Source organism: Stenotrophomonas chelatiphaga, assembly GCF_032054965.1.
Lineage (GTDB): Bacteria > Pseudomonadota > Gammaproteobacteria > Xanthomonadales > Xanthomonadaceae > Stenotrophomonas > Stenotrophomonas chelatiphaga.
Map to the genome: position 1 here is coordinate 286,849 of NZ_DAMBRS010000002.1, position 16,001 is coordinate 302,849.

Sequence of the window (16,001 nt, forward strand, 5' to 3'; positions counted from 1 at the left end):
AGCGCCAACACGCTGAGTGGGTGCACGAACGTGCCGCGGACCTGGGCAAGCCCGATGGCTGGACCAGCCTGATCGGGCTGCATTGGATCAACGCCGGACCGCAGAGCGTGGGCGGTGCTGAAGGCAATACCATCCGCCTGTCGATTGCACCGGACCGGTTGGCCCAGCTGGAGCAGCGCGCCGACGGTCTGTACCTCAGGCCGGTCGATGGGGCGCAGATCAGCGCCGATGGCACGCCGGTGCAGGGGGAGGTGCGGCTGGAACCAGAAGGGAAGGGCGGTGGCACCAAGCTGTCCTATGACGAGGGCAAGGGGCAGATCACCGCGATCAAGCGCGGGCAGCGGCTGGCATTACGGGTGCGCCATGCCGATGCGCCGGCGCGCCTGCATTTCGGTGGCCTGGACTTCTTCCCGGCCGAAGAAAGCTGGCGCGTGCAGGCGCGCTTCGTGCCGCACCCGGCCGGCAGGACGCTGCCGATCGTGAACGTGCTCGGCGAGGTCGCCGATACGCCGAACCCGGGTTACGTGGTGTTCGAAAAAGAAGGACGTGAGTGGCGACTGGAAGCCCTCGGGGACCCGACGAAAAGCTTGAATCTGATGTTCCAGGACCAGACCACCAGCCGCCAGACCTACGGGGTCGGTCGCTACCTGCGCACCGACGCGGTCGCGGCAGACGGCACGGTCATGCTGGATTTCAATCGCGCCTACAATCCGCCGTGCGCCTACACGGACTTCGCCACCTGCCCGCTGCCACCGCCGGAAAACCGCTTGGCCCAGCAGGATGACGACCGCCAGCTCGTGCGGCTGGCGGTGGTGGCAGGGGAAAAGAAATACGCACTGGCGCAGCACTGATACGGTAGCGCCGACCCATGGTCGGCGACATGGGGTTGATCAGCTACGCTGCCGATATCACTTACGTATCTCAGCCAAGGCAGGCTGACAGGCTTATCAACGAAGCTTGAGGCACGGGAGTTGCTGGCAGCTCGGATGTTGGTTTAGGACGAGTGCCAAGTTCAGTTAAAAACAGAAATTATACTTTTCTGATGGAATGATAATTGAGGCGCCCACGACACTATTCCAGTCGTGCGTCGCTCTACTCAAATCTGGGTCCGGCTGGCTTCGGATGCACAGCGAGCTCGCGGAAGTGGCAGCTTGCCTCCACAGGATTCATGCTGCCGTATGAAAACGGAGTGGCAATCCACTTGAACGTCCGCTCGTAGCGTTCCCCATCATCGGAGTAAGAGCTAACATGCGCCGAGACTGTTATTTCTTCGCTCTCGCTAACGGAGGAGCCATACTGCAATCCTCTGAGGAATAAGAGGTTGAGCAGCGGCGTTGGGAACTCTATAGTCCGGATCTGTCCGGGGGAGCAACTGGTAACATCAACGGTAAACTTGGTGTAAAGGGGGAGGCCGGCGCCACGTCCATCCGGCGCCACATAATAGATAAGCTGAACCGGCTGACTTTCATTTGAGCCGTCGGTTTCATGCGTGATGCCGACTTGCACGTACTTGTCCGGGACGGTTAGATCTCCGTGAGGGTCAGTCAGCTCCCATATGATGGTTACTTCGAGGGCTGGGCTCTGGCCGAAGTTCTGCAGGTTAAAAATTGGGGGGCTTGGTGAGTTGTCCTTCCAATGTTTTTTTGACAGGAATACTGGCTCGCCGTTTAGGCTTCCGGCGTGCGGCCAGTGAAATTGAAGGTTGACAAAATCTCTTTCGAGAACAAGTCTTGGAGCCAGCTCTGAACGCCGAGCGAGACGGGCTTCCTCTACCGCACCCCTCGCGGCTTTTGCACTTTGCATGGACGTCCAAGCACTGAGCGCGGCAAAAACTACGGCGAGGGCGGTGCTCACCGCCGTGATCAGGTCAACTAGCTCGCTGTTCGGAGTATTAAAGACGTTCAAAAACTGACTCCCATACTGGCTATCTGCGTATTCCGTCCAAGTAGTCTAAAGATTGGAAGCGCTCATCCGGACCCGATTGCGCCCGTCGGCCTTCGCCTCATACAGCGCCTCATCCGCGCGCGCCACCAGCTGTTCCAGCAGCGTCGCATCGCAGCCCGGCAGTGCCTCGCCCATGGCGCCGCCCACGCTGACGGTTACATCGATGCGCAGGCCGCCCACGTTCACCGGTGCGCCGGAAATCGCGTTGCGCAGGCGTTCGGCGGTGGCGGGCACTTCGTCGGCGGTCGGCGCGGCCAGCAGCGCGATGAACTCCTCCCCGCCAAAGCGCGCGAACAGGTCACGATCACGCAGGGCCTCGCGGCAGCGGCGGGCGACCACTTTCAATACTTCATCGCCGATCGGGTGGCCGTGGGTGTCGTTGATCTTCTTGAAATGGTCGACGTCCAGCATCAGCACCGCGACCGAGCGACCGGTTGCCTCGCGGGCGGCGATGATCTGCGCGGAGCGCTCTTCGAAATGTCGTCGGTTGGGTACGCCGGTCAACGGGTCCGACGAGGCCAGGCGCCGCAGTTCGGCGGCCATCAGCAGGTCCGCAGTGATGTCGGTGAACAGCCAGATGCGGCCCTGCTCGCCATCGCCGCGCACCGGATGCGTATCCACCTCGAAGGTGCGCTCCCCCATCACCCAGTGCAGCGTCGTCGCAAAATTGAGATTTCCCACCTGGGCGGCGTAGGCCTGCTCCAGTTCGGCATGATTGTCGCAGCGTTGCCGCAACGCCCGCATCGGGGCGACAAGGTCGGCGGCGCGGTGCTTGCCGGGCTTCTGTCCCAGCAGCTCGGCCGCGCGCTGGTTGATCACCGTGCCCAGTCCATCGCCGTCGATCAGCACGATGCCCGCCGGAACGCTTTCCACCAGGTCGATGAACTGGTTGCGGACCACGATGTCATGCACCGCGCCGCGTCGCGCCGAAAGCAACTGGGCGACGCTGGGTGCCAGCAACGCGAGCGTCTGCGGTGGCTGCCCGGCGCCGACATCGTGTTTCCACAGCAGCAACATGCCGCTTGATGGCGCATCTTCGGAAGGGGCGGGGATGAACAACAACCGTGCGGCCGGGCCGCCCAATGCCTGGATGATCGCCGTCGGCAGCCGGAACGCGTTCGCCTCGACCGGCTGACCCGTCCACGCGTGGGCCAGCACGCCGCTGCGTGCCAGGTTGAAGCCGGAAAAAGAGGCATTGGGGAAGCCGGTCGACCATGTCACGCGGCCGTCCGGGTCCGCCTCGAGCACCATCACCAGATCGGCACCGGAGGCGCCATGGGCGAACTGGCTCAGGCTGACGAGGGCATTGCTGTCTGGCGTATTCAACGTGCCGGCCCGCGCAGGCGCTGGTCCAGGATGCGGATCACTTCACCGGAGGCGGTCATGTGGGGCAGGTGGCCGGAGGCATCGATGATGTCGAGCGTCGCCCCGTCGATCGCCTCTGCCAGCCAGTGACCCACGGCCACCGGCACGGCGACATCGACCGAGGTCTGGATGACATGTACCGGCCGGGAGACCTGCGCAGCCAGTGCGCGGACGTCGGAATTGAAAATGGTCCGCGATGTATTGAGGGCGATATCCGGGCGCATCTGGAACAGGGTATTGGAGAAATCGGCGATGACCTCGCTGTCCTCCACGCCGACCACCATCGGAGCGAAGCCCGCCACCCACGCCTGGTAGTTCGCGCTCATGCTGTCGAACAGGTTTTCCAGATCCTCGGGTCTGAATCCGCCGGTGTATCCGTCATCGTCGAGGTAACGCGGCGATGCCCCGATCATCACCATGCGCTCGAACAGCTCCGGCCGCGCAATGGATGCCAGCGCTCCGATCATCGCACTCATGGAATGACCGATATAGGTGCAGCGTTCAACCTCGAGTTCGTCGAGGATATCCAGCAGGTCGTCGGAATAACCAAACAGCGACGCGTGCCGGTCGAAGTCATAGGTTTCCGCGCCGCGCGGACCACAGCCCGCAAGATCGAACGAGATGAGCTCGAACCGTTGTTCGAACCACGGACGCAACGCAGACCAGGCGGTCTGGTCGGTGCCGAAGCCGTGGGCAAGCACGGCGATGGGCTTGCCTGCGCCGCTGCGACGGCCATTGAATCTTTCAAAACTATCCACGAACGGTGTACCCATGGCGTTTCGCAACTCGCGATAGTAGGCCAGATGGTCGCAAGGGTCTATTACACGTCGGTATCGTTCCTGGCGGTTCCGCGCTTGCATCCCGCTCGGGTGCTCTGGATGAACGGCCGCTTCATGCGCGTTGCATCAGGCTCCCAGATCGCCGGTGCGGGCGGGCACGGGACCGGTGCCTGCCTTGCCGGTCGCGTTCATCGCTCGCTCCATTTGGCCTGCGTCGTCGCGCTGAGCAGTGCCTGGCCGGTCAGGATCAGTCCGCCGACGTGCTGTTCGCTGATGCCGCCTTCCGCGGTGGCGCCCAGTCGTGAAAGATGGGCCGCGTGCAGCAGGTCGAACAGGACGGCGAGGCCGTGCAGGGTGCGCATCGGCACGGCCACGCTCGCCCCGCATGCCGAGCCTGCCGGGCAGTCGGGACTGGCGCACGGCACATCGACGGTAGTATCGGAAACCATGTGCAGCTGCACCACGTTTTCGCTGTGGTCCCGCGTGGCGTCGTACTCCTCCAGCCTTTGCTCGAGTCGTTCGATGAAATAAGGCGGGAGATCGTGCATTTTTTCGCCCAGCAGGGCGTAGAGGCGTTTGGCACTGAGAGGATGCTTCGGATCCATCGGTCGTCCTTCGCAAGGCGTGAGGCCACCTGCGCGGGGCGCAAGGTGGCAGGCGATGCGGGTTGCCATACCGGTGAATAATTACCAAAAAGCCGGCGGATCAGGGATCCCCCACATCGCCCACCATGGAGTCCACGGGCAATGCAGTGCATTCTCCGCCGTGCCCAAAGGGGCAAAACAGAGCTAACTTGGTAATTAATCAAACAGGATGGCAATCCCGACTGATGCTCTTCGTCATCAGCACGGCCATACCACCAGCCGGCGTCCGATCCGTACATGGGCGGATCTTCAAAAGCAGGCGGCGTGCGTCGTCCGCTGCGCCGCTCTCAGCGTGCGCGTGCCGGGGAAAGTGCAACACATCCCAGCCGGCCCACTCCGAACACCAGCTGCCGCAGGTAGCCGCCCATCGCGCCCGCCGCGATGCCCAGCAGTGCGCGTCGTGCCACGCCAGTGGCCGGTCCGGCCTGGCTGCGCAGCCACGGCAGGGTGGCCAGCATCTGCGCCCCCAACAGCATCGCCAGCGCGTCCAGGCCCAGCGCATCGACCACCGGCAGCAGCGGCAGCAGCTCCGGGCTACAGGCCATCAGCAGCGCGAACACCGTGGTCAGCAGGAACAGCGTGCGCTTGCCCGCAGGGCAGGCCGTCCAGCGGAGGATGCGTGACAGGGGCGACATGGCGTGGGCCGGTTGCACGGTGGCCCGTAGTGTAGCGCCGGGGTTGCGCCGGGGTCAGCGTCCTTTCCCGCAGGAAAAGGGTGCTGACCCCTTTGGTCCCCTTGCGCCTGTTACAGTCCGCAAAACGTCACGGGGAAGGAAGTCCTGTATGAAAGTCGCCGTTTTCAGCGCACGCCCCTACGACAGCCGTTCGTTGGACGAGGCCAATCAGCAGTCAGGGGCGGCCCACGGGGTCGAGTTCCTGTATTACGACGCCACCCTGGACGTCCACACGGCTGCCCTGGCGCAGGGCTGCGATGCGGTCTGTGTTTTCGTCAACGACCGTCTGGACGCCCCGGTACTGCAGGCGCTGCACGGTATGGGGGTGCGTGCGGTGCTGCTGCGCTGCGCAGGTTTCAACAATGTCGACCTCGCCGCTGCCGAACGGTTGGGCTTCTTCGTCGCGCGGGTCCCGGCGTATTCGCCCGAGGCCGTCGCCGAACACACGCTGGCGTTGATCATGACGCTCAACCGCCAGACCCATCGGGCATTCAACCGGGTGCGCGAAGGAAACTTCATGCTCGAAGGCCTGCTCGGTCGCACCCTGCACGGAAAGACCGCGGGCATCGTCGGCACCGGCAAGATCGGCCTGGCGACCGCGCGCATCCTGCACGGCATGGGCTGCACCGTGCTCGGACACGATCCGTATCCTTCGCCGGATTTCGCCGGGCTGGGTGAGTTCGTGCCGCTGCAGGACCTGTTGGCGCGTTCGGATATCGTCTCGCTGCACTGCCCGCTGACCCCGCAGACCCGGCACCTGATCAACGATGATTCGCTGGCCCTGATGAAGCCCGGCGCGATGCTGGTCAATACCTCGCGTGGCGGACTGGTGGATACCGATGCGGTGATCCGCGCGCTGAAGTCGCGGCAGTTGGGCCACCTGGCGATCGATGTCTACGAACAGGAAAGTGCGCTGTTCTTCCAGGACCGCTCCGGGCAGATCATCGACGACGACGTATTCCAGCGCCTGATGACGTTCCCCAATGTGCTGGTCACCGGCCACCAGGGGTTTTTCACCGCCGAGGCGCTGCAGGAGATCGCGGAGACCACGCTGGGGAATCTCGGTCATTTTGCTGCCGGTACCGAATGTCCCAACAAGGTAATCAGAGGCTGACAAGGGTTCCCCTACGCGTACCTGCCGGGCATGCCCGGCGCCACCGAAGGAAGGCTGGCCATGTGGCAACAGAATTACGATCCGCTGGGTAACCCCAACCTGTCGGCGCTGCTGGCCGCGTTGCCGGTGCTGGTATTCCTGCTGGCATTGACCGTGCTGCGGCTGAAAGGATTGACCGCCGCGCTGCTGGCGGTCGTGGTGTCCGTGCTGGTTTCCGCGCTGGTGTTCGGCATGCCGGCCGGCACCATCGCGGGCGCGGGACTGCTGGGCATCGCCAACGGTGTGTTTCCGATCAGTTTCATCGTGCTGATGGCGGTGTGGCTGTACAAACTCGCCATCCGCAGCGGCAAGTTCGACGTGATCCGCGGCAGCATCGCGACCATTTCCGAAGACCAGCGCATCCAGGTGCTGCTGATCGCGTTCTGCTTTGGTGGATTCCTGGAGGGCGCGGCCGGCTTCGGCGTGCCGATCGCCATCTGCGCCGCATTGCTGGTGGAGCTGGGTTTCCGCCCGCTGAAGGCGGCCATGCTGTGCCTGCTGGCCAATGGCGCGGCCGGTGCGTACGGGGCCATCGGTATTCCGGTATTGGTGGGCGCGCAGCAGGGCGGGGTCAGCCTGGAGGCGATGTCGCTGATGCTGATGGCACTGGTGCAGGTGATCGCGCTGTTGTCGCCGGCCATCCTGGTGCTGATGCTGGATGGCTGGCGCGGTGTGCGTGAAACCTGGCCGGTGCTGCTGGCGGTGGGCGGGGTGTTCAGCGGCGTGCAGACGGCGGTGCTGTACCTGCTGGGGCCGGAACTGGTGGACATCATCGGACCGCTGGCGGCGATGGCCGCGCTGGCCGGCTTCATGCAGGTCTGGCGGCCCCGGCGCATTTACCGCGAAGCCGATACACCCCCCGGGCCGGCGCAGCGCTACACCCTGAAGAAGGTGCTGTTGGCGTGGTCGCCGTTCTACATCCTCACCGGGGCCATCCTGCTGTGGAGCCTGCCGGCCTTCAAGGCGCTGTTCGCCGCCGGCGGGGCGCTGGCCAGCACCGTGCTGCACCTGCCGATCGGCCTGCTGGATGGGCGCGTGCAGGAACTGCCGCCGCTGGTGGCCAACGTGCATACGCTGCCGGCGGTGTGGAATGTCGGCTGGTTGAATGCTTCAGGTACCGCCATCCTGGTGGCCGCGGTGCTGACCGTGGTGTTGTCGCCCCGGCTCAACCTGCGCATGGCCGGCGAGGAGCTGGCGCAGACCGGCCGGGAGATGTGGAAGCCGTTGGCCACGGTGTCGCTGGTGATGGCGGTGGCCTACATCACCAATTATTCCGGGGCCTCATCCACCATCGGGCTGGCGCTGGCGCAGACCGGCGGTGTGTTCCCGCTGCTGTCGCCGGTGATCGGCTGGATGGGCGTGTTCATCACCGGATCGGTGGTCAACAGCAATACCCTGTTCGCCCATCTGCAGGCGGTCACCGCCGCCCAGATCGGAGTGCCCGAAGCGCTGCTGGTGGCCGCCAACACGGCCGGCGGGGTGATGGCCAAGCTGGTATCACCGCAGTCGATCGCGATCGCTGCCGCGGCGGTCAAGCTGGTGGGGCAGGAGTCGGCGATCATGCGCACCACGCTGGGCATCAGCCTGGGCCTGCTGGCGTATGTATGCCTGTGCACCTGGGGGTTGTCGGTGCTGCTGGGGTAGGGCGGGCGGGGCTTCAAGCGGCGTTGTAGTGGAGTACGGCCTGCGTGCCGCGTGCCTGCACCACATTCCAGCCCACCATGGCCAAGCCGATGGGGCGGGGAATCTGTTTCTGGCCACTTCTATAGTAGGCAAGCATGCGCCGGCTGATGCCGAGCGCTTCAGCTCCCGCATCGAGCGACATGCCGTGGTGAGCCATCCACGTAATCAACTGATGGTGGGAAAATCCGCCGGCTTGTTCCGTGGCCATCGCACGAAGTGTGTCGCTGGCCAGGCTGAGGTCGTCGTTGCCGCCGAAAACGACACCCAGGCGCCACTCATCGGATTGAACGCGATGAAAAACCGATGCCTCGCGCAGGGGGTGCAACGTCGGGTGGCGCTCGATGACCTCGGCCAGGCTTACATCAGCGCTGAAGCCATCAGCGAAACGAAGGCGCAGAACGCTGCCGTCCCGTGCTTTTACTTCGGTGAGAGTGAAGTGCTTCTGCCTCATGGATTCAGTTCCCCCCAACGGAATGCAAGCAGTGGGATGTTCGCTTGCGCCCATCTGAGCGCCTCGATCAGTTCGCGCCTCGCCAGGCAGCCCGAGAGCACGCCCAATCCAGCTATTACTATCAGTGCCTCGCGCCCATCCCGCGTTCGAACGTGGAAATGCGGTGGAGGGTGGTCACCGGCATACATGGTGATGGTGCAGCCGCCCAAGCGCGCGATTACAGGCATCGGCACGGTCTGGCAGGCTTGCCGGATAGTGCAACTATTGCACTGTATGAGGTGGCGGTCCAGCGCTTCATCAACCAGCCAGGAGTGCGTCCATCGGGCTTTCCCAGAGCCTGAAGGACGAGGCTGCCTGGGTTTATAGGGAAACGCCGGTCGAGCACGCGGCGCACGCATTTCACAACTTTTCTCATGTACGGCGTTGGCGTCAGGCCACACGATGAACGTGCTGGAAGCAGCTCCTCCGGCCGGTGGCGGCTCCGTCTCGCGGGGTCGCCACCGTTTCAGCCTGTCATTGGGCAACGGCGGAAGTGCGGCGTCCTCGTCCTCACAGGGGGGCGTCTGCATGGGGTCATGCCCATCCGCCGTATTTTTCCCGCGGGTTGCCCTTGCAGGGGTGGGTGGGTAGGGTGGGACTGTGACGACCAACGGTCGTCACCCACCGGGGCCGGGGCAGGTCGTCACACACCGGGTGCGCTTTTCGGGCCACATGCGCCCTGCGACAGGCGGCTGCGACAACGTGTCGCAGGCCGAAAACGTCGAAAACTGCGTCAGATCAATGTCAATGGCTTTCTTAAATGGGCGGTGACGGCCTAAACTTGAAAGGCTGACTCTTCCCCCGTTCTCCGAACCCGTCGATCCTTGGCAGGTCGGGCCGGCTTTTGCCGGACTGGGCAGGGCGGGGTGGCATTCCCTCGCAATTGGATCGACCGATGATTCCGTTGAAAACCCTTGGACGCATGCTGCGTCCGGGCCTGCTGTTCGCACTGGCGGTGTTTCTCACCGGCTGCAACACGGCCATCCTGAATCCGAAGGGCCAGATCGGCCAGGATGAGAAGACCCTGCTGATCACGGCTGTCGTGTTGATGCTGCTGGTCGTCGTCCCGGTCATCATCATGACCCTGACGTTCGCCTGGAAGTACCGCGCTTCCAACACCAAGGCTCGCTACGAGCCGAACTGGTCGCATTCCACCGCGATCGAAGTGGTGGTCTGGTCGATCCCCTGCATGATCGTGCTGGTACTGGCCGTGCTGACCTGGCGGTCTTCCCACGCGCTGGACCCGTATCGCCCGATTGAATCGGACGTCAAGCCGGTCGTGATCGAGGCCATCTCGCTCGACTGGAAGTGGCTGTTCGTCTATCCGGAAGAAAAGATCGCCGTGGTCAACGAGATCAAGTTCCCGGTGAACACCCCGCTGAACTTCAAGATCACCTCCGATACCGTGATGAATGCGTTCTTCATCCCGCATCTGGGCAGCATGATCTACTCGATGGCCGCGATGGAGACCAAACTCCACCTGATCGCCAACGAGACCGGTGAATTCCCGGGCATGTCCTCGCACTACAGCGGTGCCGGCTTCGCCAAGATGCATTTCACGGCCCATTCGGTTACCGAACCGGAATACCGCGCATGGGTCGACCAGGTGCGTGCCGAGCAGGGCAGTCGCCTGGACAAGACCGTGTTCAACGCGCTGGGCGCTGACCGCAACTCTGATTGGCACCCGGTGACCTACTACGGCCAGGTGGAAGACGGCCTGTTCGACTGGGTCATCGCCAAGCACATGGGTGACAACCAGCACTACGGCATGAAGCACAAGCACCCCGGTGCCGCTGCGGCTGACGCGGGCACGATGGAAAGCCACGAAGGCCACGGCCCGATGGATGACCACGAGTCCAAGGCTTCCGGCGTGAACCTGGATGCCGATGAAACCCCCAACGACGAGCACGCGGGCCACTCCGGCCACGAGGGCTCGGGAGAATGAACATGCTGGGTAAACTCTCTATTGAGTCGATCCCCCACGATCCGATCGTCCTGACGACGTTGATCGGCGCGGTTCTTGGTGGCCTGGGCGTTGTCGCCCTGATCACCAAGTTCAAGCTGTGGGGTTATCTGTGGAAGGAGTGGTTCACCTCGGTGGACCACAAGAAGATCGGCGTGATGTATCTCATCGTCGCCTTCGTCATGCTGCTGCGCGGTTTCTCCGACGCCATCATGATGCGTACCCAGCAGGCCATCGCCGTCGGCGGGTCTGAGGGTTACCTGCCGCCGCACCACTACGACCAGATCTTCACCGCCCACGGCGTGATCATGATCTTCTTCGTGGCGATGCCGCTGATCACCGGCCTGATGAACCTGGCCGTGCCGCTGCAGATCGGTGCGCGCGACGTCGCGTTCCCGTTCGTGAACTCGCTCAGCTTCTGGCTGTTCGTGTCCGGTGCGGTGCTGATCATGCTGTCGCTGTGGATCGGCGAGTTCGCCGCCACCGGCTGGCTGGCATTCCCGCCCTTGTCCGGCATCGAGTACAGTCCAAGCGTCGGCATGGACTACTACATCTGGGGACTACAGGTCGCAGGCCTGGGTACCACGCTGAGCGGCATCAACTTCTTCATTACCATCCTGAAGATGCGTACGCCCAGCATGAAGCTGATGCAGATGCCGATCTTCACCTGGACCGCGCTGATCACCAACATCCTGATCGTCGCCGCCTTCCCGGTGCTGACCATCACCCTGGTGCTGCTGACCCTGGACCGTTACCTGGGCACGCATTTCTTCACCAATGACGGTGGCGGCAACGCCATGCTGTACATCAACCTGATCTGGATCTGGGGCCACCCGGAAGTCTATATCCTGGTGCTGCCGGCCTTCGGCGTGTTCTCCGAAGTGATCGCCACGTTCTCGCGCAAGGCGCTGTTTGGCTACAAGGGCATGGTGTACGCCACGGCCGCCATCGGCGTGCTGTCCTTCATCGTGTGGCTGCACCACTTCTTCACCATGGGTTCGGGTGCCAACGTCAATGCCTTCTTCGGCATAACGACGATGATCATCTCCATTCCCACCGGCGTGAAGATCTTCAACTGGCTGTTCACCATGTTCCGCGGTCGCGTGCACTTCACCTCCCCGGTGCTGTGGACCATCGGCTTCATGATCACCTTCGTCATCGGCGGCATGACCGGCGTGATGCTGGCGATTCCGGCCATCGACTTCGTGCTGCACAACAGCCTGTTCCTGATCGCCCACTTCCACAACGTCATCATCGGCGGCGTGGTGTTCGGCATGTTCGCCGGCATCACCTACTGGTGGCCGAAGATGTTCGGCTTCAAGCTCAATGAGTTCTGGGGCAAGTGTGCCTTCTGGTGCTGGTTCATCGGCTTCTACGTGACCTTCATGCCGATGTACGTGCTGGGCTTCATGGGCATGACCCGTCGCCTGCAGAGCACCGTCAACCCGGCCTACGAGCCGCTGCTGCTGATCGCTGCAGGTGGTGCCTTCATCGTCGGCGCCGGCATCCTGTGCCAGGTCATCCAGATCTTCGTGTCGGTCCGCGACCGCAAGAAGAACATGGACCTGACCGGCGATCCGTGGGATGCCCGTACGCTGGAGTGGGAAACCTCTTCGCCGCCGGCCTTCTACAACTTCGGTACGCTGCCGCAGGTCACCGAGCTGGACGATTTCTGGGCACGCAAGCAGCGTGGTGAAGCCTGGCCGAAGCCGGCCAAGTACTCCGACATCCACATGCCGCGCAACACCGGCACGGGCGTGGTGATCGGTGCCTTCAGCATGGTGTTCGGCTTTGCGATGATCTGGCACATCTGGTGGCTGGCCATCATCGGCCTGGTCGGCATGATCGGCACGTTCATCTACCGCACCTTCGACAAGGACGTGGACTACTGGGTCCCGGCCGCCGAAGTGGAGCGCATCGAAAACGAACACCGCAAGCACCTGGTTGCCCAGGGCCTGGTCAAGTCGGAGCTGAAGGCATGAGCACCCATACCCCAACCGTGAACCACGGGCACGCCGCGCACGCGGCGGCCCATGGCCATGACGAGCACGAGCACCACGACACCGGCGGCAACACCGTCTTCGGTTTCTGGGTGTACCTGATGAGCGATTGCCTCATCTTCGCTTCGCTGTTCGCCACCTACGTGGTGCTGGTCGGTGGTACCGACGGCGGCCCCGGCCCGGGCGACCTGTTCGAGCTGCCGTTCGTTGCGTGGGAAACCGCGCTGCTGCTGACCTCCTCGCTGACCTTCGGCCTGGGCATGATCGCCATGCACAAGAACAAGGTCGGCCAGCTGTACCTGTGGCTGGGCATCACCTGGCTGCTGGGCTTCGGCTTCATGTGCATGGAAGTCTGGGAGTTCAACCACCTGATCCACCAGGGTTACGGTCCGGACCGCAGTGCCTTCCTGTCGGCGTTCTTCGCCCTGGTCGGTACCCACGGCCTGCACGTGAGCGCTGGCCTGCTGTGGTTGCTGGTGATGTTCATCCAGGTCAAGCAGAACGGCCTGACCGCGACCAACAAGACCCGCCTGGCGTGCCTGAGCCTGTTCTGGCACTTCCTGGACCTGATCTGGATCGGCGTGTTCTCCGTCGTCTACCTCAATGGAGCGCTGTAATGGCACATGACAACGCACACGACCATGGCCACGGCGCCGGCGGCGAAAGCCACGGCAGCGTCAAGTCGCACCTGATCGGCTTCGTGCTGGCGGTGATCCTGACCGTCATCCCGTTCTGGGTGGTGATGTCGGGTGATTTCTCCCGCACCGTCAGCGGCGTGGTGATCGCGGTGACCGCGGTACTGCAGATGCTGGTCCACCTGGTGTTCTTCCTGCACCTGGACCGCTCGTCGGAAAGCCGTTGGAACGTCAACGCGGCGGTGTTCACCGTCGTGGTGATCGGCATCATCGTCGCCGGCACCCTGTGGGTCATGCACAACATGAACGTGCACATGATGCACTGACGTCTCCGCGACGTTGCCGCAAACGAAAAGGCCACCCCCCCCGGGGTGGCCTTTTTGCTGGGTAGTGACGGCCGCTGGCCGTCATGGGTTGGACGCATTGCCCCGGTAGGGACGGCCGCTGGTCGTCATGGGTTTCTCGTGTTGACGGCCAGCGGCCGTCACTACCGTGCTGGGTGTTGACGGCCAGCGGCCGTCACTACCCTCAGGCGACCTTGCGCAGGAACTCGTCCGCGGCCATCGGGCGACCCAGGTGGTAGCCCTGCAGCTGGTCGCAGCCCAGACTGCTGAGGTAGTCGCGCTGGCCGGCGGTTTCCACGCCTTCGGCGACCACGTTGAACTGCAGCGAACGGCCCAGTGCCACGATCGAGGACACGATCGCCGCATCTTCGGCGTTGTCTTCCAGGTCGCGCACGAAGGCGCGGTCGATCTTCAGTTCGGTGGCCGGCATGCGCTTGAGGTACAGCAGGCTGGAGTACCCGGTGCCGAAATCATCGATGGAAATCCGCACGCCCAGCGCGGTCAGCGCGTTGAGGATCTGCAGGCTGGTTTCCACGTTCTTCATCGCCGTGGTTTCGGTGATTTCCAAGGTCAGCCGGCTGGCATCCAGTCCATGCCGTTCCAGCGTTTCCTTCACCGTTTCCACCAGTCCGGGCGCGGCGAACTGCAACGGCGACAGGTTCACCGCCATCGTCCAGTGCGGGTTGCCGGCGTCGTGCCACGCACGCAGCTGCGCGCAGGCCTGGTCCAGTACCCAGTCGCCGATCGGCAGGATCAAGCCGCTGCGTTCGGCGATCGGGATGAAGATGTCCGGCGCCAGCATGCCCAGCTCCGGGTGCTGCCAGCGCAGCAGGGCTTCAGCGCCCACCGCCGGGGTGCCGGCGGCCACGAACTTGGGCTGGTAGTGCAACAGCAGTTCGCCGCGTTCGGTCGCCTTGCGCAGGTCCTGCAGCAGCCGCAGCTGGCGGTTGGCGCTGACCTGCATGGACGGGGTAAAGAAGGTGTAGCCGTTCCGCCCTCCCTGCTTGGTGTGGTACATCGCCGCATCGGCGTTGGCCATCAGTTCGCGCTCGTCGCCGGCGTCTTCCGGATAGAGCGCGATGCCCAAACTGGCGGTGACCTGCAGTTCGGCCGCCTCGATCAGGAAGGGCTCGGCCACGGCGGCGATGATGCGCTCTGCCACCACCACCGCATCGTCGGGTTCGTCGATGGCCAGCACGATCACGAACTCGTCGCCCCCCAGGCGCGCCAGAGTGTCCTGCGGCCGCAGCAGCGAGCCGATGCGCTGGCTCACCTTGACCAGCAGGCGGTCGCCGAGCTGGTGGCCGTAGGCATCGTTGACGGTCTTGAAGCCGTCGAGGTCGCAGAACATCACCGCCACCGCGTGGTTGCGCCGGCGTGCTTTTTCGATCGACTGTTCGATGCGATCCTGCAGCAGCGAACGGTTCGGCAGCTGGGTCAGCGGATCGTGCAGCGCAGCCTGCAGCAGCTTGTCATTGGCGCGTTCCAGCGACTCGGCCAGCAGGCCGGTACGTTCGCGCATCTGGCGGTCGAACAGCGAAGCCACCAGCGCGATGCCGATGGTGCCCAGGGTGGTGACGATGACCAGTACCGCCAGCCACTGCGCATCGATGCCGCCGTCGATCACCGCCCCGCACAGGCTGTCGGCGGGGAAGCGGGCAGCGGCCATGCCGGTGTAGTGCATGCCGACGATGGCCAGGCCCATCACCAGCGACGCGGCGCCCCGCAGGCGACGGGTATTGCGGCCTTCAACGCGCAGGCGGAAGGCGATCCACAGCGCCGCGCCGGCGGCACCAATGGCGATCAGCAGGGAGGCGGTGAACCACAGCGGGTCGTAATCGATGCCCGGCTGCATGCGCATCGCGGCCATTCCCAGGTAATGCATGGCGGCGATGCCAAGGCCCATCAACACCGCGCCGGCGGCCAGGCGACGGGTCGGCAGCTGCGGGCGCGAGACCAGCCACAGCGCATACGCCGACGCGCCCACCGATACCGCCAGCGAGTACAGGGTGATGGCAAGGTCGAAGCCGACCGGGATAGGCAGCTTGAAGGCCAGCATGCCGATGAAGTGCATCGACCAGATGCCCATGCCCATCGCAGCGGCGCCGCCGGCCAGCCACCAGCGCGCGACGCGCCCTTGCGCGGTGGCCAGTCGGCCTGCCATGTCCAGCGCCGTGTAGGAGGCCAGCACGGCCACCAGCAGCGAGAAAAAGACGAGGCTCTGGCTGTAGCTGCCAGTCATGGGAAATCCTTGGAAAATGAGAGGGCGCGCAGGGCGGCGCACATGGTATCGGCCGTTCGGTCCCGAACCTGAGCGGAACATCACG

Annotated in this window: 15 protein-coding genes; 7 read left to right on the forward strand and 8 right to left on the reverse strand. The window is 63.9% G+C overall.

All coding sequences use genetic code 11. The features are described from left to right. Nucleotides 1–20 precede the first annotated feature (20 nt). Nucleotides 21–851 carry a DUF1684 domain-containing protein gene (locus RTX79_RS05830; protein WP_312682597.1) on the forward strand — a complete coding sequence of 277 codons (831 nt, stop codon included), beginning with the start codon at nt 21–23 and terminating at the stop codon, nt 849–851. A 241-nt stretch (nt 852–1,092) separates the two neighbouring features. Here RTX79_RS05830 and RTX79_RS05835 read toward each other — a convergent pair whose 3' ends face one another. The 5 genes from RTX79_RS05835 to RTX79_RS05855 all read right to left on the reverse strand — a co-directional run bounded on the left by RTX79_RS05835 (nt 1,093) and on the right by RTX79_RS05855 (nt 5,367). Continuing rightward, nucleotides 1,093–1,905: a hypothetical protein gene (locus RTX79_RS05835; RefSeq protein WP_312682599.1), complete on the reverse strand. Its 813-nt coding sequence runs from the start codon at nt 1,903–1,905 to the stop codon at nt 1,093–1,095. Between the two features lie 45 nt (nt 1,906–1,950). After that, nucleotides 1,951–3,270, reverse strand: coding sequence for a GGDEF domain-containing protein (locus RTX79_RS05840; RefSeq protein WP_312682601.1), 1,320 nt, complete (start codon nt 3,268–3,270; stop codon nt 1,951–1,953). Further along, on the reverse strand, nt 3,267–4,082 hold the full coding sequence (locus RTX79_RS05845; protein WP_312682603.1) for an alpha/beta fold hydrolase: 816 nt from the start codon (nt 4,080–4,082) through the stop codon (nt 3,267–3,269). Before RTX79_RS05845 ends, RTX79_RS05840 begins: the two co-directional genes overlap by 4 nt. A gap of 194 nt (nt 4,083–4,276) precedes the next feature. Next, nucleotides 4,277–4,693 (reverse strand): hypothetical protein, encoded by a 417-nt coding sequence (locus RTX79_RS05850; protein WP_312682605.1) that lies wholly within the window; start codon nt 4,691–4,693, stop codon nt 4,277–4,279. Nucleotides 4,694–5,019: 326 nt separating this feature from the next. Then, nucleotides 5,020–5,367, reverse strand: a complete 348-nt coding sequence (locus tag RTX79_RS05855; protein WP_312682608.1) for a hypothetical protein — start codon at nt 5,365–5,367, stop codon at nt 5,020–5,022. A gap of 148 nt (nt 5,368–5,515) precedes the next feature. On the opposite strand from RTX79_RS05855, the gene RTX79_RS05860 reads away from it, so the two are divergent. Together RTX79_RS05860 and RTX79_RS05865 are read left to right on the forward strand one after the other, a co-directional pair. After that, nucleotides 5,516–6,520, forward strand: a complete 1,005-nt coding sequence (locus RTX79_RS05860) for a 2-hydroxyacid dehydrogenase (protein ID WP_312682609.1) — start codon at nt 5,516–5,518, stop codon at nt 6,518–6,520. A 60-nt stretch (nt 6,521–6,580) separates the two neighbouring features. Further along, nucleotides 6,581–8,203, forward strand: a complete 1,623-nt coding sequence (locus RTX79_RS05865) for an L-lactate permease (RefSeq protein WP_312682611.1) — start codon at nt 6,581–6,583, stop codon at nt 8,201–8,203. Nucleotides 8,204–8,216: 13 nt separating this feature from the next. Here the strand turns inward: RTX79_RS05865 and RTX79_RS05870 are convergent, their stop codons facing one another. Further along, nucleotides 8,217–8,693 carry a DUF2442 domain-containing protein gene (locus RTX79_RS05870; protein ID WP_312682613.1) on the reverse strand — a complete coding sequence of 159 codons (477 nt, stop codon included), beginning with the start codon at nt 8,691–8,693 and terminating at the stop codon, nt 8,217–8,219. Then, nucleotides 8,690–9,262, reverse strand: coding sequence for a DUF4160 domain-containing protein (locus RTX79_RS18285; protein ID WP_428695961.1), 573 nt, complete (start codon nt 9,260–9,262; stop codon nt 8,690–8,692). Before RTX79_RS18285 ends, RTX79_RS05870 begins: the two co-directional genes overlap by 4 nt. A gap of 365 nt (nt 9,263–9,627) precedes the next feature. Here RTX79_RS18285 and cyoA point away from each other — a divergent pair, with 365 nt between their 5' ends. Genes cyoA through cyoD form a run of 4 tightly spaced genes read left to right on the forward strand, consistent with a single transcriptional unit; the run spans nt 9,628 to nt 13,656 of the window. Further along, nucleotides 9,628–10,677 (forward strand): ubiquinol oxidase subunit II, encoded by a 1,050-nt coding sequence (cyoA, locus tag RTX79_RS05875; RefSeq protein ID WP_057509190.1) that lies wholly within the window; start codon nt 9,628–9,630, stop codon nt 10,675–10,677. Nucleotides 10,678–10,679: 2 nt separating this feature from the next. Beyond that, nucleotides 10,680–12,677 carry a cytochrome o ubiquinol oxidase subunit I gene (cyoB, locus tag RTX79_RS05880; RefSeq protein ID WP_057509191.1) on the forward strand — a complete coding sequence of 666 codons (1,998 nt, stop codon included), beginning with the start codon at nt 10,680–10,682 and terminating at the stop codon, nt 12,675–12,677. After that, on the forward strand, nt 12,674–13,312 hold the full coding sequence (gene cyoC, locus RTX79_RS05885; protein ID WP_057509192.1) for a cytochrome o ubiquinol oxidase subunit III: 639 nt from the start codon (nt 12,674–12,676) through the stop codon (nt 13,310–13,312). Before cyoB ends, cyoC begins: the two co-directional genes overlap by 4 nt. Beyond that, nucleotides 13,312–13,656, forward strand: coding sequence for a cytochrome o ubiquinol oxidase subunit IV (gene cyoD / locus RTX79_RS05890; RefSeq protein ID WP_312682617.1), 345 nt, complete (start codon nt 13,312–13,314; stop codon nt 13,654–13,656). Before cyoC ends, cyoD begins: the two co-directional genes overlap by 1 nt. A gap of 202 nt (nt 13,657–13,858) precedes the next feature. Here the strand turns inward: cyoD and RTX79_RS05895 are convergent, their stop codons facing one another. Further along, nucleotides 13,859–15,916, reverse strand: coding sequence for a putative bifunctional diguanylate cyclase/phosphodiesterase (locus tag RTX79_RS05895; protein ID WP_312682619.1), 2,058 nt, complete (start codon nt 15,914–15,916; stop codon nt 13,859–13,861). Nucleotides 15,917–16,001: the final 85 nt, after the last annotated feature.